The organism is Lentzea sp. HUAS TT2 (assembly GCF_051853195.1).
Lineage (GTDB): Bacteria > Actinomycetota > Actinomycetes > Mycobacteriales > Pseudonocardiaceae > Lentzea.
The window spans coordinates 7050247-7071150 of the sequence record NZ_CP196667.1 but is presented as its reverse complement, the minus strand read 5'-3'; the positions used below and the strand labels follow the sequence as shown (position 1 = coordinate 7071150).

The following is a 20904-nucleotide window of genomic DNA, read 5'->3' as shown; positions in this document are numbered from 1 at the left end:
CTTCGGAGACTGACCCACCGAAAGGGTTGTCAATGAAGACACTCATGGTTTTGCTGCTGCTTCTGCTCGGGATCGTGCCCGCGCATGGAGCAGCCGACTGCGAACCGCCGGACTGCCCCGTGGTCGTGGACGCGATCGACGGGCCGGTGCACGAGTCGGCGGACTCGTACACGGCGGTGCTGAAACTGCGCAACGGCCCGGTGCAGCAGAACGTCGACGTGGCCTACAGGTTCGTCGACGGCACCGCGAAGCAGGGTGAGGACTACCAGGCCGCGCCCAGCGGCAAGGTCACCATCAAGGCGGGCCAGAAACAGGCCGCCGTGCCGTACAAGGTGCTGCGCGTGACGGAGCAGGAGAAGAAGTTCACCCTGGAGATCACCGCGGTGCAGCCTGGCCAGATCGGCAAGCGCGTCGCCGTGTTCACGATCGGCGGCAAGAGGTGAACAGCGTGACGGCCTGAGCCAGGTGCCGGGCAGCCTCGGTCCACCGCCCGCTCCGGCCCTCCAGGTCGGCGAACGTGCGGTGGACCTGGGCCTGCTCGAACTCGTCCGGAGCCTGGGTCCTGGCCTCCAGCGCCGCGGCGAGATGGGTGCGGGCGGCGCCGAGGTCGCCCAGTGCGAGCTCGGCGTCGGCCAGGTCCCGCAACGTGGACGCCTCGCGATGCCCGTCGCCGAGCGCGCGACACACCACGAGCGCACTCGCCAAGCATTCCCTTGCCACGGCGGGATCTCCGAGCGCGAGCTGGGTGACGCCGAGGCCGGTCAGCGCATCGGCCTCGAAGCGGTCGTCGGTGACCTCGCGGCTGATTCGCAGTGCGTCGCCGAAGTAGCGCAACGCCGGTTCGAGGTCGGCGAGCCGGTGGTAGGCGTTGCCCAGCGACATCAGCGTCGCCGCCTCCAGCCGGAGGTTCTCCTTGGCGCGGAACGTCTCCAGCGCCGCGAACAGCGGTTCGGTGGCCAGCTCCGGCCGGCCCATCCGGACGTAGGTGTAGCCGAGGTTGCGCCGGGCCAGCGCCACGCCCACCTCGTCGCCCGCGGTCCCGTGCACCTCCATCGCCGCGCGGTACTCCTCCAGCGCGAGGTCGAACTCGCGCAGCTCGGAGTGCGCGTTGGCGATGTTGTTGTGCAGCCTGGCCTCCCCGCGCAGATCGCCCGCCTCGCGCACCAGGACGAGCGCTTGTCGTTGCACCACCATGGCTTCCGCGATGCGTGAGGTCATCTGCAGCGCGATGCCCTGGCCCCGCAGCATCTCCGCCTCCGCGCGCTGGTCCCCGAGCGCGCGGGCGGCCTGGACGGCGTGCTCGCACTGCTCGACGCGGGCCGCCCAGTTGCCGCGTGCCTCGAAGTACCCCGTCAGCAGGTAGGCCAGTTGCCACGTCTCGCGGTGCAGGCCGGAGCGCGCCGCCAGCCGGATCATGTGCAGCATGTTGTCGCGTTCGGCGTCCAGGTACGCCAGCACCTCGATGCGGTCCGCGGCGAACGGCAGGTCGTCGCAGCGCGGCCGGGTCACGAGGTCGTGGCGCGGGTTGAGGACCTCGCCTGCCGCGTGCGCGATCGTGAGGTAGCGGTCCAGCAGGCGTTCCACCCCGTCGCCGAGATCGCCGCTCTGCCGGGCGAACAACCGGATCAGGTCGTGCAGCGCGTACCGGCCGTTGCCCATCTCGCTGACGAGGTGCGAGGCGACGAGCTCGTCGAGCCCGGGCCCCATCGCGTCGGCGAGGTCGGCGGGGAAGCTCGCGCCGGGGTGCTCGCCCAGCACGCGGAACAGCCGCGCCGCCTGCGGGCTCAACGTGCGGTGGGCGCTGGCGAACACGGTGCGGACCGTGCGGTCGTCCCCGTCGACCGTCAGCACGTCCAGCGGGTCGTTGCGGGTCAGTTCGCGCACCAGGTCGGCGATCTTCCTGCTGGGCCGGATCGCCAGCCGTGCGGCCGCGATGCGCAACGCGAGCGGCAGCCGTCCACAGTGGACGACGAGTTCCGCGGTGGCACCGGATTCGGCTCTGATTCTGGACTCACCGAGGATGTCCGCGAACAGGTCGTGCGCCTCCGGTTCGCTCAGCAGGCCGAGGCTCACCGTGTGCACGGCGTGGCGCGTGCCGAGCGCAGAGAGCGTGTCACGGCTCGTGATCAGCAGCAGGTTCCCCTGGTCACCGGGCACCAGCGGCAGCACGTCCCGCGCGCGGCGGACGTCGTCGAGCAGGATGAGAACTCTCTTGCCGTGCAACAACGTCCGGTACGTCGCGGCCGGATCGGCCGGCACCCGGTCCGCGGGAACGCCGAGGCTGTGCAGCATCTCGGTCAGCGCCTGGGCGGGCGTGAGCCGTTGCAGGTCCAGGAACACCTGCCCGTCCGGGAAGCGGTCGGCGACGCGGCGGGCCCACTCGACCGCGAACGTGGTCTTGCCGACCCCGGCGACACCGGACACCACGACGATCGGGGGCATCGACTCGAGTTCGGCGAACTCGGTGGCGCGGCCGGTGAAGTGGCCGGCGCGGGCGGGCAGCTGGGCGGGTCTTGTGCTGTGCAGGGCGGGATCGCGCCGCAGGATCGCGGTGTGCAGCGCGGTGATGTCAGGCCCGGGGTCGGCGCCGAGCTCGTCGGCGAGCCTGTCCCTGAGTCTTCGGAACACCTCCAGCGCGTCGGCGTGCCGTCCACCGAGGTGCAACGCCCGCATCAGCAGGCCGACGAGCCGTTCCCTGGTCGGATGGCCGACCACCAGCCGTTCCAGCTCCTCCACGGCATTACCGCGGTCGAGCCTCTCGCCCCAGTACATCTCCAGCGCGGCGATCCGCTGTTCCCGCAACCGGTCGATCTCCGCCCGCCCCCAGCCGAACAACTCCGTGCCCGCCAGCGGTTCGCCCCGCCACAGGCTGAGGTCCCTGGTCCGTTCGAACGTCATCGCGTCCACCGACGCGTCGAGCTGGTACCCACCGGGCTTGGTCATCAGCGCACCGGGCAGACCGCAGTCCGCGAGTGCCTGACGCAGCCGCGCAACGTGGCTGTGCAACGACCTCACGGCCGTGCGCGGCGGATCCTCGCCCCACAACACGTCGACGAGGCGCTCCACCGCGACCGGCGTTCCCGCGCGCAGGGCGAGCACCGCGACGATGCTGCGCTGCCGGGCCCCGGTCAGCACCGCTCGACCGTGCGGGCCGCACACCTCAACCGGCCCGAGAATCCTTACCTCGCCACCTGTTCCCAGCACATCGCGTTACGCTAGCTCGCCCAATGCGCTGGTGGCAGCGCTGATCGTGGGACGTAACCGGCAATTCGCCGGGCCTCGACGACGGGCGACCAGCTACCGCGCCACCGTGATCACCGGCCCGACGACGAGCGCCGCGCCCACCCCGGGGCACATCAGCACGAACGGCCAGGCGGCCGCGCGCTGCGACTGCTCCGTGGCGGGCCCGGCGTCGCGGCCGTTGATCACCCAGACGCAGTCCCCCCGTGCACTCCGGCTCCCACCCGAAGAACCACTGGTCGATGGTGAACCACAGCAGTGCGCCCCCTCCGGCGCACAACACCACGAGCAGCACCACCCGGCCACCGGACGCTCGACCAACAACCGTCCTGTAGGCATCCCGTGTCCCCTCGTCGCGTCCACGACGTCGTGGCGCGATTCGGCGGGGACCGGTCCCCGGTCTAGCTGAGCAGTTCCGCGAGGTGGACCGTCTGGTCTGGAGCCCAGGTCCGTTCGTTGCCGCCGTGCAGGATCACCCGGACGTCTTCGCCCACCACGACCTCGGTGATCCGGCCGACCGGTCCGATCGAGCCGTGCAGCCTCACGACGTCGCCCGGCTCCAGCTCTTCCGCGCGGCACGTTTCGACGTTGCGGGCCGTGGAGGCGGGGCGCAGCCATGTGGTGAGGAGCCACCACAGCACCCCGCAGGCCACCGGGACTGTCAGCGTCAGGACACCGGCGGCTACTGGGAACTCGCGCACCAGCACAGCTGCTGCGACCAACGCCCACAGCAGGCCGGCCAGGGCGGCCAGCAGGGCGGAGCTCACGGGGTGGTCGCCTACCTGGAGCCAGCCTGTCGTGCGGACCGAGCCGTCCGGGGTGAGGCCGCGTGGGGGTTCGCCGTCCGGTCGGGTGGGTGCTGTGCCGGTGGGCAGGTCGACGCCGTCTGGTGTCTCGAGCGCCGCGTCGGCGACGGGTTCGGCGAACAGGTCAACGTCGTCCACTCGCTCTGGTGCCGTGTCGGCTGGCTCGGCGAAGAGCTCGACATCGTCTTCTCGCGCAAGCACCGTGCCGGTGAGTGACTCGGCGGACGGGTCGTCCTCGCCCACTCGCTCAGGCACCTCATCGGCGCCGGGCTCCGCCTCGTCCACTTGCACAGGCAGCGTGCCGGTGACCGGCTCGTCCTCGTCCACGCGGGCAGGCTCCGCGTCAGCGACAGGTTCGGTGGACAGGTCGTCGTCCGCTCGCGCCGGCATCGCGTCGGTGGCCACGTCAACGTCGTCCACCTGAGCAGGTGCCGCGTCAGCAACGGGTTCGGTGGACAGGTCGCCCTCGTCCGCTCGCCCGGCCACCGCATCGGCGACCACCTCGTCATCAGCCGCCTGCACCGGCAGCGTGCCGGTGACCGGCTCGGCGAACTCGTCACCCTCATCCACCCGCACAGGCGTCATGTCGGCAACGGGCTCGGCGGACCGGTCCACGTCGCCCTCAGTCCGCACGCTGCCACCTGAGCTGCCCCCGGTCACCACGGACGCACTCGATCTCGGTGCCCTCCGGCGACGCCCTCCGAGCCCCCTCGGGGAAGCACCGCTTCCCCACGAACCGAGCGAGCCACTCCTCATCGGACGGCGGCTCGATCGTCACGATCGGCGGTTTGGGCGGCTGCCGCGTGGTCGTCACGACCGGCGGCGGCTCAGTGGTCGTCGGAGGCGCCGACGACGAGGTGCTCGGCACGCTCGAAGGCGCCACCAGGGTGATGTCGGCGGGCCCGTTGCACCCGGTCGACCACAGGCCGCGGCGTGCCTTGCGCGCCTCCGCCTCGACCGGGGCGAGCTCACCGCGCGCGGTGAGCTCCGCGAACGCCGCGCCCTCGCCCACGGCGGCCCGCGCGTAGTCGGTGCCGTCCGGCAGCTGCACGTCGACCAACAGCTCGTCGCTCTCGGTCTTGACCGTGAGCCGGACGGTCTTGCCGCGCAGCAGGGTCTCCGCGGCGGCGCGGGACTGCGACTGCCAGCAGTCGGCAGGGCTGACCCCGGCGACGCGGGCGGTGAGCTGCCTGCCGGTGTCCGCCTCGACGCCTTCGAACCGGTCCACGTCGGTCACCGTGCGGACGGTCACCTCGAAGGAGGAGCCTCTGGGCACGGTCGCGGCCGGCGCGCTGACGGCGGACGGCAGCGGGCTCGCGTCGCCGCTGAACCCCGCCGCTCCCGTCACGGCCAGCACCGTGAGCACTCCCAGGCACGCGAGGGCGAGCCTCGCCCGTTGGCCGGTGCGCCACCAGAAGCGGCGAACGATCCCCGGACTCATCTCCTCCATGCCCTTTCCCCGGCCGACTGAAAGACGGTCAACGCCGTCGGGGCAGTGTTGTCGCAGGTAGCGCCCTCGTCAAGGCCGCAAGGGGGTCCACCTGGCCTGGGGTGCGGGCCGGCGAACTATTTTCGTTATCGCCGGGCACCTGGGACATCTCCTGGTCAGACGACCCTGAACTGGCAAGTGAGGTGGACATGGCGATGGCCGAGGACCCCGGCGTCGCGACGGTGGTCGCCGCGCGTGATGGCGACCAGCGCGCGCTGGACGATCTGGTGAGCGGGTACCTGCCGCTCGTCTACAACATCGTCGGGCACGCGCTCGGCGGGCATCCGGACACCGACGACGTGGTCCAGGAGACCATGCTCAGGGCGGTGCACGGCCTGCCGGGGCTGCGGGAGCCCGCCGGGTTCCGGTCGTGGCTCGTCGCGATCGCCATGAACCAGATCCGGCTGCGGCACCGCGAGGGCCTGCGGGTGCCCATCAGCGGTCCGGTGCCGGAGGACGTCGCCGATCCCGGCGCGGACTTCGTCGACCTCACGATCATGCGCCTGCAGCTGTCCGGGCAGCGCCGCGAGGTCGTCACGGCGACCCGGTGGCTCAGCGAGGACGAGCGCGAGCTTCTGTCGCTGTGGTGGCTGGAGGCGGCCGGGCGGCTGACCCGCACCGAGGTCGCCAACGCGCTGGAGCTGACCCCGCAGCACACCGCCGTGCGCGTGCAGCGGGTCAAGGCCCAGCTCGACGCGGCACGCATCGTCGTGCGGACGCTGGAACGCACGCCGCGCTGTCCCGACCTGGCCTACGTCGTCTCGGAGTGGGACGGCGTGCCCAGCGCGTTGTGGCGCAAGCGGATCGCCCGGCACAGCCGCGACTGCGCCCGCTGCCGGCGCTGCGGGCAGGACCTCGCGTCCGTCGAGGGGCTGCTCGCAGCGCTGCCGCTGGTGCCACTGCCCGCGGCGTTCGGTTTCGACCCCGCCACGATCGCCGGCGCGCACATCACCCCGGTGACGGCGAACGCCGGCAAGGCCAGCCTCCTGTTCAAGGGCGCGCTCGTGAAGCCCATCGCGGCAGCCGCGGCCGCGGTGCTGGCGGCGGGCATCGTGATCGCCGTCCTGCCCTCCCCCGAGGAACCGGTCGCACGCGCCCTCCCAGTGGCCACAACGTCATCCACCCCGCTGCCCACCACCACGGTCTCGTCCGTCCCGTCCTCCACACCACCCACGACGACAACGACGCCCGCCAAGCCCGTGCCACCGCCCGCGGTACCCGTGACGGCCTCGGTGAAGAAGGGCGTCAGCACCTGGAACTTCGACGGCGTCGGCAAGGCGCTCACCGACGTCCGCGCGGGCTGGTACTACAACTGGGCCACCAACCCCGACGGCATCGCCACGCCGCCGAACGTCGAGTTCGTGCCGATGATCTGGGGTACGAAGTTCACCGACGACGCGACCATCGCCAAGGCGAAGGCGAACGGCAAGGTGCTGCTCGGCTTCAACGAGCCGGACTTCCCCGAGCAGGCGAACATGTCCCCGGAGCAGGCGCTCGACCTGTGGCCGAAGCTGGCGGCGACCGGGCTGCGGCTCGGCAGCCCCGCCGTCGCGCACAGCGGGGACAAGGCCGGTGGCTGGCTCGACCGGTTCATGACCGGTGCGGCCCAGCGCGGCCTGCGCGTCGACTTCATCGCGGTGCACTGGTACGGCTCGGACTTCAGCGACGCCGCCGTCGGCCACCTGAAGAACTACCTCGACGCCGTGCACAAGCGCTACGGCAAACCGGTGTGGCTCACCGAGTACGCGTTGATCGACTTCTCCGGCGGCACGGCGCGCTTCCCCACCCAGGCGCAGCTCGCGGCGTTCGCCAAGAACTCCAGCGCGATGATGGAAGGCCTCCCCTACCTCGAGCGCTACGCCTGGTTCGCGCTGCCCGCGGAGAAGCCCGGCACCGGCCTCTACGCACCCGGAGGCACCCCGAACGAGGCCGGTCAGGCATACCGCGCCGCGGGCTGACACCGCGTGGCAGAGAATCGGCGGCGTGAACAACACCCGCCTGCTGGTGTCCGGGAGCGCCGGGAGCGCCATCACCGAGCTGGTGATCCCGGCACTGCTGCTGCGCACGCCCAACGCGCCGTGGTCGCAGCTCGTCCACATCTACGTGCCGCAGGGCCCCACGGTCGCGTTCAGCGGCCGTGACCTGCGGTCACCCGGCATCACCGAGGCCACCGAACTCGCCCGCGCGGCCGGGTTCGAGCCGGTGGTCAGGTCGCCGGGCGGGCGCATGGTCGCCTACGACAGCGGCGCCGTGGTGATCGACCACCTGGACAGCACCACGGACATCCGGCACGCGGGCGCCTCGACGTTCGCCGCGAACGCCGAGAGCCACGTGCGGGTGCTGCGCGGCCTCGGTGCCATCGACGCCCGCATCGGCGAGGTGGAGGGCGAGTACTGCCCCGGCGAGTTCAGCATCAACGTCGGGGGCGACACGAAGGTCGTGGGCTCCGCGCAACGCGTCACCTCCACCGGCTCGCTGTTCAGCACCGTCGTGCAGGTCGCCGTCTCCGACCGGGTGCACGCCGTGATCACGGACGTCTCGAAGGCGCTCGGGTACGACCTGCGGCAGAGCTCCATCGCGGGCCTCGCCGACTACGAGCCCGCGCTGACCGCCACCGAGGTCGCCGCGGCGTTCGTGGCCGACTACCGCGACCGGCTCGACATGATCGACAGCGAACTCCCGCCCGAGATGGTCGCGCACGCGGCGAAGGCCCACGGCGGATCCCCGTTCCGCGTCGACGACTGGACGCGGTCGAACCCGCTGCTAGCGTGACTCCGTGATGATCATGCGCAACGCCCTGCAGGATCTCTACACGCGCCGCCTCCGCAGGCAGCTCGAGAACGCCAGGCTGCCGAGGCACCTCGGCGTGATCATGGACGGCAACCGGCGCTGGGCCAGGCAGGAGGGCCTGGACAACCCGAGCCTGGGCCACCGGCACGGCGGCGCACACGTCAAGGACGTCATGGGCTGGTGCGAGGACATCGGCATCCACCACCTGACGGTGTTCGTCGCCTCCGCGGACAACCTGCACAAGCGCGACGACACCGAAATGCACTACTTGATGAACGTCGTCGAGCAGATCGTGATCCCCAGGGCCGTCGGGTCCGCCAACTGGCAGGTGCACGTGGCCGGCCGCCTGGACCTGCTCCCCGACACGACCAGGAACGCGCTGAAACTCGCCGCCGAGGACACCCGCGACCGCGCGGCCGAGTTCCACCTGACCATCGCCGTGGGCTACGACGGCCGTCACGAACTCGTCGACGCGGTGCGCGCGCTGCTGGACGACCGAGCCCAGGCCGGGTCGAGCCTCACCGAGCTCGCGGAGAGCATCACCCCGGACGACATCGCCCGGCACCTCTACACGGCCGGGCAGCCCGACCCGGACCTGGTGATCCGCACCAGCGGCGAGGTGCGCATCTCCGGTTTCCTGCTGTGGCAGGCGGCCTACGCGGAACTGCACTTCTGCGACGTCCACTGGCCCGGTTTCCGGTACCTGGACTTCCTGCGCGCACTGCGGTCGTACGCGGCCCGCTGATCCGGGATTGCGCACCCGGTACGCCGGGTATGTACGAATTCGTGACGACCTCCTTAGACCTGCTCGCCGAGGGCTACACCGCGAAGTTCCCCGACAACGACGAACCGGTCCTCCTCGACGCGCACGGCCGGGAGGTGTTGACCTGGCGCGAGAACTACCCGTTCACCGAACGCATGCCCCGCCCCGAGTACGACCACCTCAAGCGGCTGCTGCAGATCGAGCTGCTCAAGCTCCAGCACTGGGTCGCCGAGACCGGGCAACGCCTGGTGATCCTGTTCGAGGGTCGTGACGCCGCGGGCAAGGGCGGCACCATCAAGCGGTTCACCGAACACCTGGACCCCCGCGGCGCGCGCACGGTGGCGCTCGACAAACCGAGCGAACGCGAACAGGGCGAGTGGTACTTCCAGCGCTACGTCCGCGAACTCCCCACGGCCGGCGAGATCGTGCTGTTCGACCGCTCCTGGTACAACCGCGCCGTGGTCGAGCACGTCATGGGCTACTGCACCAAAGCCGAGTACGACCTCTTCATGCGGCAGGCGCCGGTGTTCGAACAGATGCTCGTCGACGACGGCGTGCTGCTGGTGAAGCTGTGGTTCTCGGTGTCGCGCAACGAACAGCGGACCCGCTTCGTCATCCGGCAGATCGACCCGGTGCGCCAGTGGAAGCTCAGCCCCAACGACATCAGGTCGCTGGACCACTGGGACGACTACACCGAGGCCAAGGTCGCGATGCTCCGCTGCACCGACACCGAGATCGCACCGTGGACCGTGGTCAAGAGCAACGACAAGAAGCGCGCCCGCATCGAGGCAATGCGCAGCGTCCTCGCCCGTTTCGACTACCACGACAAGGATTCCGGCGTGATCGGCACGCCGGACGGACGGGTGGTCGGTGCCGCGGCCACGCTGCTGGAGGCGGGCGAGGACGACACCGCCCTCAGCCCCACCCCCATCGCGCCCTGTGCGGAACCAGGCCCTGGCCTGCATCCCTAGCAGCGGTCGAGCGCGTCGCGCAGCGCCGCGGTGATCCGGCTCGCCCGTTCGTCCACCATCAGCTGGGCCAGGCCCAGCACGGCCATGACGCGGCTGCGGGGTGCGGTGTCGAGGGCCGCAGCGGTGCTCATGGTGAACTCCAGTTCGTTGCGGCGGTTCACGGGCGGCGGGCGATCCACGTCGTGCGAGTGGTGCGCACGCTCAGGTCGTCGCGACGGGAGATGCTGTGCGGCCGCGTCGCGTCCAGCAATGCGTCGAGGGCGGCGAGATCGTCCGCATCGAGGACGTCGGTGGCGTGCGACCGCAGCTTCGTGAGGCAGACCTGGGCGTAGTCGTTCAGGACCGGCCCGGTCTGCGTGCTGTCGAGGCTGATCTCGAACGGGCGCCGCTCCACGACGGAGAATCCGGCGTCCTGGAGCGGGCCGGTCCACTCGTGGGGCGGCTGGGTGTTCGTGGCAGCGTGCAGGCGGGCTTCCAGCCCGGGCCGGCCGACTCCGGCGTACCTGGGCAGGAAGCGCGGGAAGAAGTCCATCTCGGTGACGGCCAGGAGCCCGCCCGGCCGGAGGTGCTCGAACGCCTGGGCCAGGGTGGCGCCGGGGTCGGCCACGTGGTGCAGGAACGCCGCGGCCCAGATCAGGTCGAACGGACCGCCCTCACCGATCTCGGTCCAGCGTTCGTCGAGGTTCGCCTCCACCGTGCTGACCCGCTCGGCGACCCCGTACGCGGCGGCCTGCTTGTGCAGGCGGTGCAGCATCTGCGGGGAGATGTCCGCCGCGGTCACCGTCGCCGAGCCGAACCGGCGGGCGAGGGCGAGAGTGCCGGTGCCGGGGCCGCTGCCCAGGTCGAGGATCCGCTCCGGGGCGCGGTCCGCCACTTCGGCGATCCGGGCGGTCAGTTCCGCGAGGTAGGAGGCCAGGACCTCGGCGTCCAGTTCGAGCAGCCGAGTCAGCGCGATGGCGGAGCCGTCTGCCCGCTCGTGCCCGATGTGACCGTGGACCTCGTGGCGTGTGTTCATGCTTCGAAGTTAGATCGATCATTGCCACCACGTCATACACTCTTGCCGGTGGAGCAAGAATCGACGTTGGACGTCATCGTCCGGATGCGGATCAGGTCCCTGCGCAAGGCGCGCGGCTGGTCGCTGGACAACCTCGCCGAACGCGCGGGCATCAGCCCCTCGCAGCTCAGCCGCATCGAGACCGGGCACCGCCGCCTCAGCCTCGACCAGCTCACCGCCATCTCCTCGGCGCTGGGCAAGTCCCTCGACGAGCTCGTCGAGTCCCCCGACGACTCCGACGTCGTCATCCGTCCCGACCGCGACGACAGCCGCGGCCTGACCACGTGGCTGCTGAGCAAGGACAACGGCCCGCCGGGCCTGACCGTCGCGAAGATGCGCATCACCGGCCAGGCGGGCGACGTCACCCCCGACGACCTCGGCGTCCACCCCGGCAGGGACTGGTTCACGGTGCTGTCCGGCACCGTGGTCCTCTACCTGGGCGAACGCGTCATCCGCGTCGAGGCCGGCCAGGCCGCCTCGTTCTCGACCATGACCCCGCACACCATCCGCAGCGATCGCGGCCCGGCCGAGATCCTCTGCATCCTCGACCACAACAGCGAACGCGCCCACCTGCACCCGTGAGCGTCACAGCCCGGAGGTGTTGTGGGGCTCGACGAGGCCGAGCTTGGACAGCATGTCGATGGCCGGTGTCGGCCCGGACGGCCGCATCGCCGTGATCGCGGTGAACGCCTACCCCGTGAAGCCCGAGACGTCGGACGCCGTCACGTCGACGTTCGCCACGGCGTTGTGCGGCAAGTGATCGACCCAACGGCCTGAGCATGGAGGCGGGACGAGCACTCGTCCCGCCTCCGGACGGTCAGTTCACGGCCGCCTTCAACCGGGCGATCGCGTCGGTCTCGGCCTCGTACACCTCAGCGAGCTGCCTGCCGATCGCGGCGAACTCCGTCGACTCCCCCACCGCGTGCCACATCTCGGCGATCTCCCGCCACCGCGGCGCCAGCCCGGAATGCCCTGCCTGGTCGAGGAAGTCGGCGAACAACGGCCGCAGGTTCCCGCCCGTGACGCCGATCCGGCCGTCCACGCCCTCCCGGACGCTCTGCAGCGCGAGGCCGAGCCGCTTGCCGTCGGCGAACACCTTCGGCCACGCCTTCGCGGCCTTGGTGTCGGTCATCATCCGCGACCACTTGCGCCACGCCGGCAACGAGAAAGAGTCCGACTTCTGCGACAGGTGCTCGACGACGTCTCGCAGGCCCTCCTGGACAGCTGCCTCGACGTCGGGTGCGCGATCGGAGTCCGTGATCACGAGCGCCTGGTTCTTCCAGGTGCCCACACGGGCGACGGCACGGTCCAGATCCGCTCGCGCGACGGTCAGCGGCGCCAGGTTCCGGTCGTCCAGGTAGACCCGGTCGCCCGAGGTGCCGTACACGACGACCGGGTGCCCGCCGTGGCCGTCGAGCGCCTCGGGCAGGTCCCAGTAGCCGATCTGGTAGCGGTCGGGCCACACCATCACGGCGTCCCCCGCGTCGAGCCGGCCGGTCAGCCACGCCTGCGCGGCCTTGGGCGCGGACCGGTGCCACTCGGACTCGATCCCCAGGCGTGCGAGGACCTTCTCGGTCCGGCGGGTGACGTACTGCCACGTGTTGGAGAAGCCGAGCGTCACGTGACAGCTGTCGTCGTGCTTGAACTCCCACAGGATGTACCCGGCGCCGATCCCGCCGCCGATGCCGAACAGCAGCGCCTCCGTCAGCCCCGAGATCCCCCGTGCGGCGAGCATGGCGTTCAAGCCTGCCGCGTCGGGGTCCGTGCCTCCGCGCAACACCCATCCGCCGTCCGGCGACGCACCGCCCAGGTGCGCCAGTGCGGTGGTGTAGCGCTCACCGGTCTTGGCCATGCGGGCGCGGACCTGAGCCTTGAGCTGCTTGCGTGACGTCATCACCGAACTCCTCGGCCGTCGCCGTTGGCACCCGAACCCCACGCACCCAGATGCCGCGACAGCCTTGGTCAAGGCATGACGAGGTCGGCGTCCCGAGGCGCACAGGTCCCCTTTGCCCCCGCGAGAGCCGGATGGCGTGGGCACCCGGTCAGGAGGTTCGGCGCGGAACTCGCCGGCCGACATCCTAACCCGTAGTCCCCTGGTCAGGGGAGAACCGTCCTCGACCGGCGGAGCGAATCCGCCACGACCGCATTCCTGACGCAGTGGTCAAGGGACTGTCCATCTGGGACAGAGCCGCCCTGGGAACTCCAGGAGGAATGGTGATCTGCGTTGTCGCGGCAGGAGGAGCCGCGACTCACGCCCGCGTGATCGACTGCAGGAAGGGCAGCGTCGAGAGCCGGTCAGGGCCGTAGAGGAAGCTCGACAGCAGCACGGCCAGCCAAGGGACCTGGAGCCCTGCCAGCTGCAGGGGCTCCGAGCCGTCGAAGATCAGGTAGCAGGCACCGTTGAGCATGTCCGCGTTGAAGTCCACGACGTTCGGGTACGCGAATCGCAGCCACCTGCCGTGCACGAAGCACATGACGCAGTAGTTCGTCACAACGACTCGCGCCGCGCAGTGCTCACGCCACTGGGGCGCGGCCATGTTCTGCGCACGTTGTTTGGCGATGTTGTTGCTCACCGCGTTCGCTGCCAGGCCCGCCGCAACGAACAGCGGTGACCCGAGGAAGAGACCGCCGGACCGCTCGTAGGTGACGTCCATTCCGTAGAACCTGGAATATCCGAGGGTGAGATCGGAGTAGGTCGCCTCGCCGGGTGCGAGCAACAACGACGTGGCGACCTCCCCTGGAACACCGCCCGCCGCCAGGTGCCGGTACAGGTGGACCGCCGCGTTCCAGGACGCCGTCCACTCAGGGTTCGCCGGCAACGGCTCGATGGTCATCGGTTTTCTACCTCGCTGCTCACGGACGACTTCGCCGAGCGGGAGCAGCGAGGCGGATCCTGTTGTCGCGCTGCGGCCCAAGCTCTACCGCCACAGTCGCGCGACCCGCATCAGTTGTTACGTCAGGGTTTTCCCGGCCTGGTCGCGGGCTTGCCGATCAGTCCGGAGAGGACACTGGTCACGTGGAATCACGGGTCCCGGAATTCCACTACTCGGTGAACATGGTGAACGAGCGCATCTGCCCGAAGCGCTTTGCGGCGAGATCATCGGTGCTGATCAGGAAGCACCCGTAGTAGAACTCGCTGGCAGTGGGGAACTGGGCGAGCGGCACCAGCTCCCGGACCAGCCGGTACTCCTCCTCGCGCATCAGGCGGTACCGCTCGTCCATCGACATCTCAGGATGCCGGCTCCTGACGTTGTCGAACGCCATCTGCGTCCACGGGTCGTCCTGGCCGCCGATCGCCCGGCCGTACCCGCCGAGCCGAAGCGTGCAGAAGCGGTCGTCGTCCGGCCAGAGTTCGCCGACGAGCCCGCACAACTCGTCGATGTGCTTCAGCTCGTCGAACAACTGCTTCACGGTGTCCGCCTCGGACTTGACGTCACGCTCCTCCAGCCAGTCCGGCAGCACCGGCCGCACCCAGGCGGTGAGCCGGTGCTCGGGGAGGAGGAACGGGATGGGCTCCATGAAGAACGTCCTGGTGTCGTGACCGGACGGCGGTGACGCCACCTCGGTCTCCGTGCCTGCCGGGACGTACAGGGCTCGGGAGTACTCAGTGGTGGGATGTTCCTCCATGTCTTCCTCGTGGTGCAGGAAGAACAGCAGTGACCCGTCCGCCGGCAGGCCGAGACCTTCCGCCTGGGGAAGTGCCGCGAGGTCGACGGAGCCGATGAACGGCAACGGGTACTCCTCACCCGGCCACTCCTCGCCCACCGGTAACCGGGGAAGCCCTCCGAACTGCCCTGCGACGTCGTCCCCTGCACCGGCCGGGCCCGCCCAGATCGCGAACCGGAGCTGGTCGGCGAACTTGCCGGCCTCGTCCGCCGGGATGCCTCGATCTGTTGCCGCGCTGAGGAACTGCTCATGACGATCCATGGCGCGGCATGATCGCAGATCGGGTGGAAGCGCTCCCTCACGAGGTCAGGTTGTCGCGAACGGTGCGAGGAGGCCGGAGTAGGACTTCGCGGGTGGTGCGGCGAACTCCCCCACCGCACTCGTCCGCAAACCCATGCGCACCAACGACTCCACCTGCAGCACCGCCGCCTGGACACCGTCCACGACGGGAACGCCGACCCGGCGCTCGATCTCGGCGCGCTGGGCGGTCATGCCGGCGCACCCGAGGACGACCACGTCCGAGCGGTCCGCCGCCACCGCCGCCCGGCAGGCGGCGACCACGGCGTCCACCGCGGCCTCCACCTCCAGCACTGGCACGTCGCAGGCCGACACGCCCCTGCAGAACCCCGCCACGCCGTAGCGGTGGGCCAGGTCCCAGGCGCGGCCGCAGGTCCGGTCCAGCGTCGTGACGACGCTGAACCCCCTGCCGAGGAAGGCCGCGGTGCGCATGGCCGCCTCCGCGATGCCGACCACGGGCCCGTCCGCGAGCTCGCGGGCGGCCTCCAGGCCCGGGTCACCGAAACAGGCGATCACGTGACCGTCCGCCTGGGTGGACGCGATCTCGGCCAGCAGACCCGGCACGCTGAGCGCCTCGTCGTAGTGGCTCTCGATCGACGCCGGCCCCATCGACGGGCACGTGGTCCGCACCTCGACGCCCGGTGCGGCGACCGCTGCGGCCGCGCGCCCGATCGTCTCGGTCATGGTCGTGCTGGTGTTGGGGTTGACGACGTGGATCTTCACCGATCTCCCCGCGACAGCAGGGTGAACAACACGAAGCCCAGCGCCATGCCGACGAACCAGCTGTAGGGGGCGACGTCCGCGAGCGCGGGCACCAGGACCGGCACCATCGCCACGAGCGAGGCGGCGGCGGTCGCGATGATCGCCTTCGGGTTGTACCCCTTGCGGTACCAGTACTTCCCGGTGGGCGACATGCTGAACAGGTCGTCGACGTCGACCCGCTGCCGTGCGATGACGTAGTGCCCGGCGATGAGCACGCCGAACAACGGGCCGATGAACGCGCCCAGCGTCTCCAGCGTGTAGTGGATCACCGCCGGGTTGTGGTAGAGGTTCCAGGGCGTGATCAGCACCGAACCGACCGCGGCGATCATGCCGCCCGCGCGCCAGCTGATCCGCTGCGGGTTGACGTTGGAGAAGTCGAACGCGGGCGAGATGAAGTTGGCGACGATGTTGATGCCGACCGTGGCGATGCTGAACGTCAACGCTCCCAGCACGATGGCGAACGTGCTGTCGATCCGCGCCACCGTCGCGACCGGGTCGGTCAGCAGCTCGCCGAACACCGGCACGGTCAGCGAGGCCGTCACCACGACCAGCACGGCGAACACGAGGAAGTTCACCGGCAGGCCGAGCAGGTTGCCTCGCTTCACCGCCGCGAACGACCGGCCGTAACGGGAGAAGTCCCCGAAGTTCAGCATCGGGCCGGAGAAGTACGAGACCACCAGCGCGATGGCGCCGAACATCACCGGCAACGAGGCCCAGCCGGTGTGCTTCACGTCGCCGAGGTTGAAGTCGATCGCACCCCAGCCCGCACGGGCGATCAGGTACCCGGCCAGCAGGAACATCACCACGTACACGGCGGGACCGCAGAAGTCGATGAACCGCCTGATCGTCTCCATGCCCGTCCAGAACACGGCCGCCTGCAGGAACCACAGCAAGGTGAACGACGCCCAGCCCAGCGCCGACAGTCCCAGGAACCCGTGCTGCTGCACGTCCGCGTACGGCAGCAACGACGGGAACAGCTTGAGCAGCACCACGTCCAGGGCCGCCGACGCCAGATAGGTCTGGATGCCGTACCAGGCCACCGCGATCAGCCCGCGGATCACCGCCGGCACGTTCGCCCCGAGCACGCCGAACACGCTGCGGCTGATCACCGGGAACGGCACGCCGGTCTGCTGGCTGGGCTTCGCGACGAGGTTGCAGAAGAAGTAGACGATGCCGATGCCCGCCACCAGCGCCACCAGCACCTGCCAGCCGCTCAGGCCCAGCAGGAAGAGGCTGCCCGCGGTGACGTACCCGCCGACGCTGTGCACGTCCGACATCCAGAACGCGAAGATGTTGTAGGAGCCCCAGGTCTGCTTCTCCAACGGCGCCAGATCGGCGTTGGTGAGCCTCGGGTCGTAGGCGAGCCTGCGTTCCGCGTTCGTCACTGTCGCTGTCATCGCCGCGCTCCTGCCTGGTGGGGTGACGCCACCGTAGGAAGGAGTTGTTTCCCGACTGCTACGGGAAACGTATATCTTCCCCGTCCGCGAACAGCCCGGTGTCCCTCGGCACCGCCGCCAGCGACGACCGCAGCCGCTCGTGGTGCGTCCTGGCCGCCTCCACCAGCGCCGCCGCGTCCCGCGCCACGAACGCCGCGAGCATGCCCTCGTGGTCGGCGTGCAACGCCACGCGTTCGGCGTCCGCCACGTGTGCCATGGGCTGCAACGGTTCCGTGAGGTTCCAGGCGGACTCGAACATGTCCAGCAACCGCTTCATCCCGCTGGGCGAGACCAGCGCCAGGTGGAACCGGCGGCTCTCCCGGTGGTACGCCCGCACGTCACCTGCCGCCAGCGCCTCTGCCAGCGCGGCGTGCGCGGCGCGGGCCTGGTCGTCGTCGGCCGGCCGTGCCCGCGAGACCGCGGCCCCCAGCGCGGCGGCCTCCAGCACGCCCCGCACCACGTACAGCTCGTGCAGTTCCTCGGGCGTCAGCTTCGCGACGGTGTAGCCGAAGTTGGGCCGGTGCTCGACCAGGCCCTCCCCGATCAACGTCTTGAGCGCCTCCCGCACGGGGATCCTGCTCACGCCGAACACCGCGGCCACCTCGTCGAGCGGAATGGCGCTGCCGGGCGGCACCCCGTCCAGCAGGCACCGCCGCAGCTCGGCGAGGATGGCCGCCTGAGCACTGCCACCGCGGTCGGCCTCCAGCCTCGCCACCACGATCGACCTTCTCCTGGGCGCCCGCATCCGGACACGGTAGCGGCATCACCACTTCGAGCCCCGGTCTCCCCGTGACGGCTTGAAGGCGCGACACTCGCTCCATGACAGCGAAAGCGGGCGCGGTCGTGACCGGGGCCGGACGTGGTGTGGGCAGGCTGGTCGCGCGGATGCTCGTCGAGCGCGGCTACACGGTGCTGGTCACCGACGTCGACGAGGCCACCGCGACCGCGACGGCCGCCGAGATCGGCGCCGTCGCGCGGGTGCTCGACGTGAGGGACGACGCGGCCGTGCAGGCGGCGCGCGACGACATCGTCGCCCGCGCGGGCCGGCTGGACGTCTGGGTCAACAACGCGGGGGTCCTGGTGACCGGGCCCGCCTGGGAGCAGGACGCCGCCACCCGCAGGCTGATGGTCGAGGTCAACACCCTCGGGACCGTCAACGGAACGGTCGCCGCGATCCAGGCCATGCGCGGCCACGGCGGCGGGCACGTCGTGAACATCGTGTCCCTCGCGGGCATCACTGCCGTCGTGGGCGAGGCGGTGTACGCCGCCTCCAAGCACGCGGCCCTCGGCTTCAGCCTCAGCACCCTCGCCGATCTCCGGCAGGCGGGCGTCCAGGACGTCGACATCTCGTGCGTCTGCCCGGACGGCATCTGGACGCCGATGCTCTTCGACAAGCTCGACGATCCCGCGGCCGCACTGTCGTTCTCCGGCACGCTGCTGCAGCCAGCCGACATCGCCGCCGCCGTCGCCGCGGTGCTCGACAAGCCGAAACCGGTCGTCACCGTCCCGAAGTGGCGCGGGGCACTGGCCCGGCTGGCCGCCACGTTCCCGCGCTTCGGGCTGCGCGCGATCCCGTTCATGGTGGCGCAGGGCCGCCGGACCCAGCGCAAGCTCAGGGCGCGCGACTGACGCACGCGAACGAGCGGGCCCGGACGTGCCGGACCCGCTCGGGTGTTCACGTCACCCAGGCCAGATCACGCGGCCCTGGAAGTAGTTGCCGTCGTTGCCGCCGGCGCCGTACCAGGTGAGCTTGAAGCACGTGTTGGGCAGGACGTCGGTGGCGATGTCCATCCGGCCGGGACCGTTGTACCGGCGCCACGACGAGAAGCGGGCGTTGTCGCGGCAGCGCGCGGCCGCCACGTACAGCGTGCCGCCCGGCCACACGCCGGGGCAGTCGCTCGTGCCGGTGTTCGCGTTGAGGTCGAGCGCGATGTTGCCCCACGCCGAGGTGGTGCGCTGGGTCGAGCCGACCTGGCTGCTCGTGCGGACCGTCGCCCCCGCGCAGTGCCCCGGTAACGCCTGCGCCCCCACTCCTGTGTCGGCGGTCGTGCTCCGGGCGGCGGCGGGCTGGGCCAGGCTCAGTCCCATCACCGTGGTGGCCAGCAGCGCCAGCGCTGCCGCCGTCGTCGTTCGTGTCATCATCTTTTCCTCCTGTGGTGTCGGAACTCCCGGTTCAGAGCGCGTGGCGGAACGCCTGCCACCCCGTCGCCAACTGGCTCGAACCGGAGAGCGAGAGGTTGTTGTTCGGGTAGTAGAGGACGGCTCCCGAGCCGTCGACGCCGAGCACGTCGGCGTGGCCGTCACCGCTGAAGTCCGAGGCGAAGACGTGCCGGAACGTGCCCCAGCCCTGCCCGATCCGGCGCGCCGTGCCGTCGGAGATCGCCAGCCCGTTGTTCGGGTAGTACATGAGGTTCCCCGCGGAGTTGACCCCGAGGACGTCGGCGTGGCCGTCGCCGCTGAAGTCCGCCGCGAAGACGTGGCTGAAGGTGTCCCAGCCCTGCCCGATCCGCCGCGAGGTCGACTCGGAGATCGTCAGGTTGTTGTTCGGGTAGTAGACGAGATCACCCGCGGCGTTCACCGCGAGCACGTCCGCGTAGCCGTCGCCGCTGAAGTCGGCCGCCATGACGTGACGGAACGATCCCCAGCCAGAAGCCAGTTGCCGTGACGTGGAGTCGGCGATCGCGATGCCGTTGTTCGGGTAGTACATGAGGTTCCCGGCGGCGTTCACCCCGAGGACGTCGGCGAACCCGTCGCCGCTGAAGTCCCCTGCCGCGACGTGGCTGAACGTCCCCCAGCCCTGCCCGATGCGGCGCGAGGTCGAGTCCGAGATCGTCAGGTTGTTGTTCGGGTAGTAGACGAGATCACCCGCGGCGTTCACCGCCAGCAGGTCCGCGTAGCCGTCGCCGCTGAAATCGGACACCCGTTCGCCGCCCATTTTCTTGTAGCGGATGAACGTGTACTCGTTCATTTCGGAGTTGCTGTTGAAGCCCCGCTCTCCGACGTTGTTGTCCGCCCTCGGATTGCGGACCGTCTCCCCCTGCTTGTTGAACGAGTAGACGTAGGCGCCCTCGCTGTGGTTGTTCGGGTTCTTCCAGTGGGAGAAGAGCTCCATGTGGCCGTCGCGGCCCCACCCGTCGCTGTCGCGGACCATGGCGTCGCCGGACCGGAGCGCCGACTTCGCGATGATCGTGATGCCGTCGCCGGCCTGTGCCTTCGCGAGGAACTCGTTGGTCAGCAGGCTGCTGGGCAGGTGCCAGGCCATGGACACGAGGCCAGAGCAGTCGCGCCGGTAGGAGTGGGCGCCGTCGGGGTCGGTGGCCGCGGCCGACTGGGTGTAGGTGATCCCGCGGTCCACCCAGTTCTGGGCCCTGGCGAGGCTCTCGGCGCGGCTCACCACCCCGCCCATGACCGAGGCCCCCGCACTCGGGGCGACCGCGACGAGCGAGGAGATCACGACGGCCAGTACGGCGAGGACGGCACCGGGTCTCCGTGCACGCCGAGCTGAAGCGGAATTCAGTTTCATCGGGTTCGCTTTCCTGATGTTCGGTGGTGGTGACTCCACCGTCCGCGCCCATCTCCGTGAATCTCCCGTCTTTTCTCACAACCGCTGCTCACGCCTGGTATCACGGC

General features: G+C 70.3%; 22 protein-coding genes. 8 read left to right on the top strand and 14 right to left on the bottom strand.

The genetic code is table 11. From position 1 onward, the window contains the following. Positions 1-44 precede the first annotated feature (44 nt). Entirely contained in the window at positions 45-443 is a 399-nt protein-coding gene (locus ACSHWB_RS34020; RefSeq protein ID WP_439657388.1) for a Calx-beta domain-containing protein, read from the top strand. Here ACSHWB_RS34020 and ACSHWB_RS34015 read toward each other — a convergent pair. From ACSHWB_RS34015 to ACSHWB_RS34000, 4 genes are all read right to left on the bottom strand, one after another. After that, a complete protein-coding gene (locus tag ACSHWB_RS34015; protein ID WP_439657387.1) occupies positions 421-3135 on the bottom strand; it encodes a tetratricopeptide repeat protein in 2715 nt (904 codons plus the stop codon). The genes ACSHWB_RS34020 and ACSHWB_RS34015 overlap by 23 nt on opposite strands. Positions 3136-3297: 162 nt before the next feature. Beyond that, the gene (locus ACSHWB_RS34010) at positions 3298-3429 is read right to left on the bottom strand and encodes a hypothetical protein (RefSeq protein WP_439657386.1); all 132 of its coding nucleotides are present in this window, start codon (positions 3427-3429) and stop codon (positions 3298-3300) included. A 212-nt stretch (positions 3430-3641) separates the two neighbouring features. Continuing rightward, positions 3642-4679, bottom strand: coding sequence for a hypothetical protein (locus ACSHWB_RS34005; RefSeq protein ID WP_439657385.1), 1038 nt, complete (start codon positions 4677-4679; stop codon positions 3642-3644). After that, positions 4669-5496 (bottom strand): thermonuclease family protein, encoded by an 828-nt coding sequence (locus ACSHWB_RS34000; protein WP_439657384.1) that lies wholly within the window; start codon positions 5494-5496, stop codon positions 4669-4671. The genes ACSHWB_RS34005 and ACSHWB_RS34000 overlap by 11 nt, the downstream gene beginning before the upstream one ends. A 188-nt stretch (positions 5497-5684) precedes the next feature. Here ACSHWB_RS34000 and ACSHWB_RS33995 point away from each other — a divergent pair, with 188 nt between their 5' ends. From ACSHWB_RS33995 to ppk2, 4 genes are read left to right on the top strand one after another with little or no spacing between them, the layout of a single operon-like run. After that, a complete protein-coding gene (locus ACSHWB_RS33995; RefSeq protein ID WP_439657383.1) occupies positions 5685-7493 on the top strand; it encodes a sigma-70 family RNA polymerase sigma factor in 1809 nt (602 codons plus the stop codon). A gap of 25 nt (positions 7494-7518) precedes the next feature. Further along, positions 7519-8307 (top strand): lipoyl protein ligase domain-containing protein, encoded by a 789-nt coding sequence (locus tag ACSHWB_RS33990; RefSeq protein WP_439657382.1) that lies wholly within the window; start codon positions 7519-7521, stop codon positions 8305-8307. 7 nt (positions 8308-8314) lie between these two features. Further along, entirely contained in the window at positions 8315-9070 is a 756-nt protein-coding gene (gene uppS / locus ACSHWB_RS33985; RefSeq protein ID WP_439664720.1) for a polyprenyl diphosphate synthase, read from the top strand. Between the two features lie 41 nt (positions 9071-9111). Beyond that, on the top strand, positions 9112-10059 hold the full coding sequence (gene ppk2 / locus ACSHWB_RS33980; RefSeq protein WP_439657381.1) for a polyphosphate kinase 2: 948 nt from the start codon (positions 9112-9114) through the stop codon (positions 10057-10059). On the opposite strand, the gene ACSHWB_RS33975 is transcribed toward ppk2, so the two are convergent. Both ACSHWB_RS33975 and ACSHWB_RS33970 read right to left on the bottom strand, forming a co-directional pair. Continuing rightward, positions 10056-10190 carry a hypothetical protein gene (locus tag ACSHWB_RS33975; RefSeq protein WP_439657380.1) on the bottom strand — a complete coding sequence of 45 codons (135 nt, stop codon included), beginning with the start codon at positions 10188-10190 and terminating at the stop codon, positions 10056-10058. The genes ppk2 and ACSHWB_RS33975 overlap by 4 nt on opposite strands. Positions 10191-10216: 26 nt before the next feature. Beyond that, entirely contained in the window at positions 10217-11074 is an 858-nt protein-coding gene (locus tag ACSHWB_RS33970) for a class I SAM-dependent methyltransferase (RefSeq protein ID WP_439657379.1), read from the bottom strand. Positions 11075-11122: 48 nt separating this feature from the next. On the opposite strand from ACSHWB_RS33970, the gene ACSHWB_RS33965 reads away from it, so the two are divergent. Beyond that, entirely contained in the window at positions 11123-11695 is a 573-nt protein-coding gene (locus ACSHWB_RS33965; protein ID WP_439657378.1) for a helix-turn-helix domain-containing protein, read from the top strand. A gap of 43 nt (positions 11696-11738) precedes the next feature. Then, positions 11739-11873: a hypothetical protein gene (locus ACSHWB_RS33960; RefSeq protein ID WP_439657377.1), complete on the top strand. Its 135-nt coding sequence runs from the start codon at positions 11739-11741 to the stop codon at positions 11871-11873. 57 nt (positions 11874-11930) lie between these two features. On the opposite strand, the gene ACSHWB_RS33955 is transcribed toward ACSHWB_RS33960, so the two are convergent. From ACSHWB_RS33955 to ACSHWB_RS33930, 6 genes are all read right to left on the bottom strand, one after another. Beyond that, positions 11931-13007 (bottom strand): BtrH N-terminal domain-containing protein, encoded by a 1077-nt coding sequence (locus ACSHWB_RS33955; RefSeq protein WP_439657376.1) that lies wholly within the window; start codon positions 13005-13007, stop codon positions 11931-11933. A 355-nt stretch (positions 13008-13362) separates the two neighbouring features. After that, entirely contained in the window at positions 13363-13947 is a 585-nt protein-coding gene (locus ACSHWB_RS33950) for a hypothetical protein (RefSeq protein ID WP_439657375.1), read from the bottom strand. A gap of 208 nt (positions 13948-14155) precedes the next feature. Further along, positions 14156-15040: a DUF1963 domain-containing protein gene (locus tag ACSHWB_RS33945; RefSeq protein ID WP_439657374.1), complete on the bottom strand. Its 885-nt coding sequence runs from the start codon at positions 15038-15040 to the stop codon at positions 14156-14158. A 45-nt stretch (positions 15041-15085) separates the two neighbouring features. After that, positions 15086-15799, bottom strand: coding sequence for an aspartate/glutamate racemase family protein (locus tag ACSHWB_RS33940; protein ID WP_439657373.1), 714 nt, complete (start codon positions 15797-15799; stop codon positions 15086-15088). Then, a complete protein-coding gene (locus tag ACSHWB_RS33935; protein ID WP_439657372.1) occupies positions 15796-17235 on the bottom strand; it encodes an NCS1 family nucleobase:cation symporter-1 in 1440 nt (479 codons plus the stop codon). Before ACSHWB_RS33935 ends, ACSHWB_RS33940 begins: the two co-directional genes overlap by 4 nt. 58 nt (positions 17236-17293) lie before the next feature. After that, positions 17294-18019, bottom strand: coding sequence for a GntR family transcriptional regulator (locus ACSHWB_RS33930; protein WP_439657371.1), 726 nt, complete (start codon positions 18017-18019; stop codon positions 17294-17296). Positions 18020-18093: 74 nt separating this feature from the next. Between ACSHWB_RS33930 and ACSHWB_RS33925 the strand changes: the two genes are divergently transcribed. Beyond that, positions 18094-18903: an SDR family oxidoreductase gene (locus ACSHWB_RS33925; protein WP_439657370.1), complete on the top strand. Its 810-nt coding sequence runs from the start codon at positions 18094-18096 to the stop codon at positions 18901-18903. A gap of 51 nt (positions 18904-18954) precedes the next feature. On the opposite strand, the gene ACSHWB_RS33920 is transcribed toward ACSHWB_RS33925, so the two are convergent. Both ACSHWB_RS33920 and ACSHWB_RS33915 read right to left on the bottom strand, forming a co-directional pair. Next, on the bottom strand, positions 18955-19416 hold the full coding sequence (locus ACSHWB_RS33920) for a hypothetical protein (RefSeq protein ID WP_439657369.1): 462 nt from the start codon (positions 19414-19416) through the stop codon (positions 18955-18957). A gap of 31 nt (positions 19417-19447) precedes the next feature. Next, positions 19448-20728, bottom strand: coding sequence for an FG-GAP repeat domain-containing protein (locus tag ACSHWB_RS33915; protein ID WP_439657368.1), 1281 nt, complete (start codon positions 20726-20728; stop codon positions 19448-19450). Positions 20729-20904 lie beyond the last annotated feature (176 nt).

Coding starts and splice junctions, on each gene's coding strand:
- ACSHWB_RS34020 (WP_439657388.1), top strand. CDS start 45: ATGGTTTTGCTGCTGCTTCTGCTCGGGATCGTGCCCGCGCATGGAGCA.
- ACSHWB_RS34000 (WP_439657384.1), bottom strand. CDS start 5,496: ATGGAGGAGATGAGTCCGGGGATCGTTCGCCGCTTCTGGTGGCGCACC.
- ACSHWB_RS33995 (WP_439657383.1), top strand. CDS start 5,685: ATGGCGATGGCCGAGGACCCCGGCGTCGCGACGGTGGTCGCCGCGCGT.
- uppS (WP_439664720.1), top strand. CDS start 8,315: ATGATCATGCGCAACGCCCTGCAGGATCTCTACACGCGCCGCCTCCGC.
- ACSHWB_RS33975 (WP_439657380.1), bottom strand. CDS start 10,190: ATGAGCACCGCTGCGGCCCTCGACACCGCACCCCGCAGCCGCGTCATG.
- ACSHWB_RS33970 (WP_439657379.1), bottom strand. CDS start 11,074: ATGAACACACGCCACGAGGTCCACGGTCACATCGGGCACGAGCGGGCA.
- ACSHWB_RS33955 (WP_439657376.1), bottom strand. CDS start 13,007: ATGACGTCACGCAAGCAGCTCAAGGCTCAGGTCCGCGCCCGCATGGCC.
- ACSHWB_RS33950 (WP_439657375.1), bottom strand. CDS start 13,947: ATGACCATCGAGCCGTTGCCGGCGAACCCTGAGTGGACGGCGTCCTGG.
- ACSHWB_RS33945 (WP_439657374.1), bottom strand. CDS start 15,040: ATGGATCGTCATGAGCAGTTCCTCAGCGCGGCAACAGATCGAGGCATC.
- ACSHWB_RS33935 (WP_439657372.1), bottom strand. CDS start 17,235: ATGACAGCGACAGTGACGAACGCGGAACGCAGGCTCGCCTACGACCCG.
- ACSHWB_RS33930 (WP_439657371.1), bottom strand. CDS start 18,019: ATGCGGGCGCCCAGGAGAAGGTCGATCGTGGTGGCGAGGCTGGAGGCC.
- ACSHWB_RS33925 (WP_439657370.1), top strand. CDS start 18,094: ATGACAGCGAAAGCGGGCGCGGTCGTGACCGGGGCCGGACGTGGTGTG.
- ACSHWB_RS33920 (WP_439657369.1), bottom strand. CDS start 19,416: ATGATGACACGAACGACGACGGCGGCAGCGCTGGCGCTGCTGGCCACC.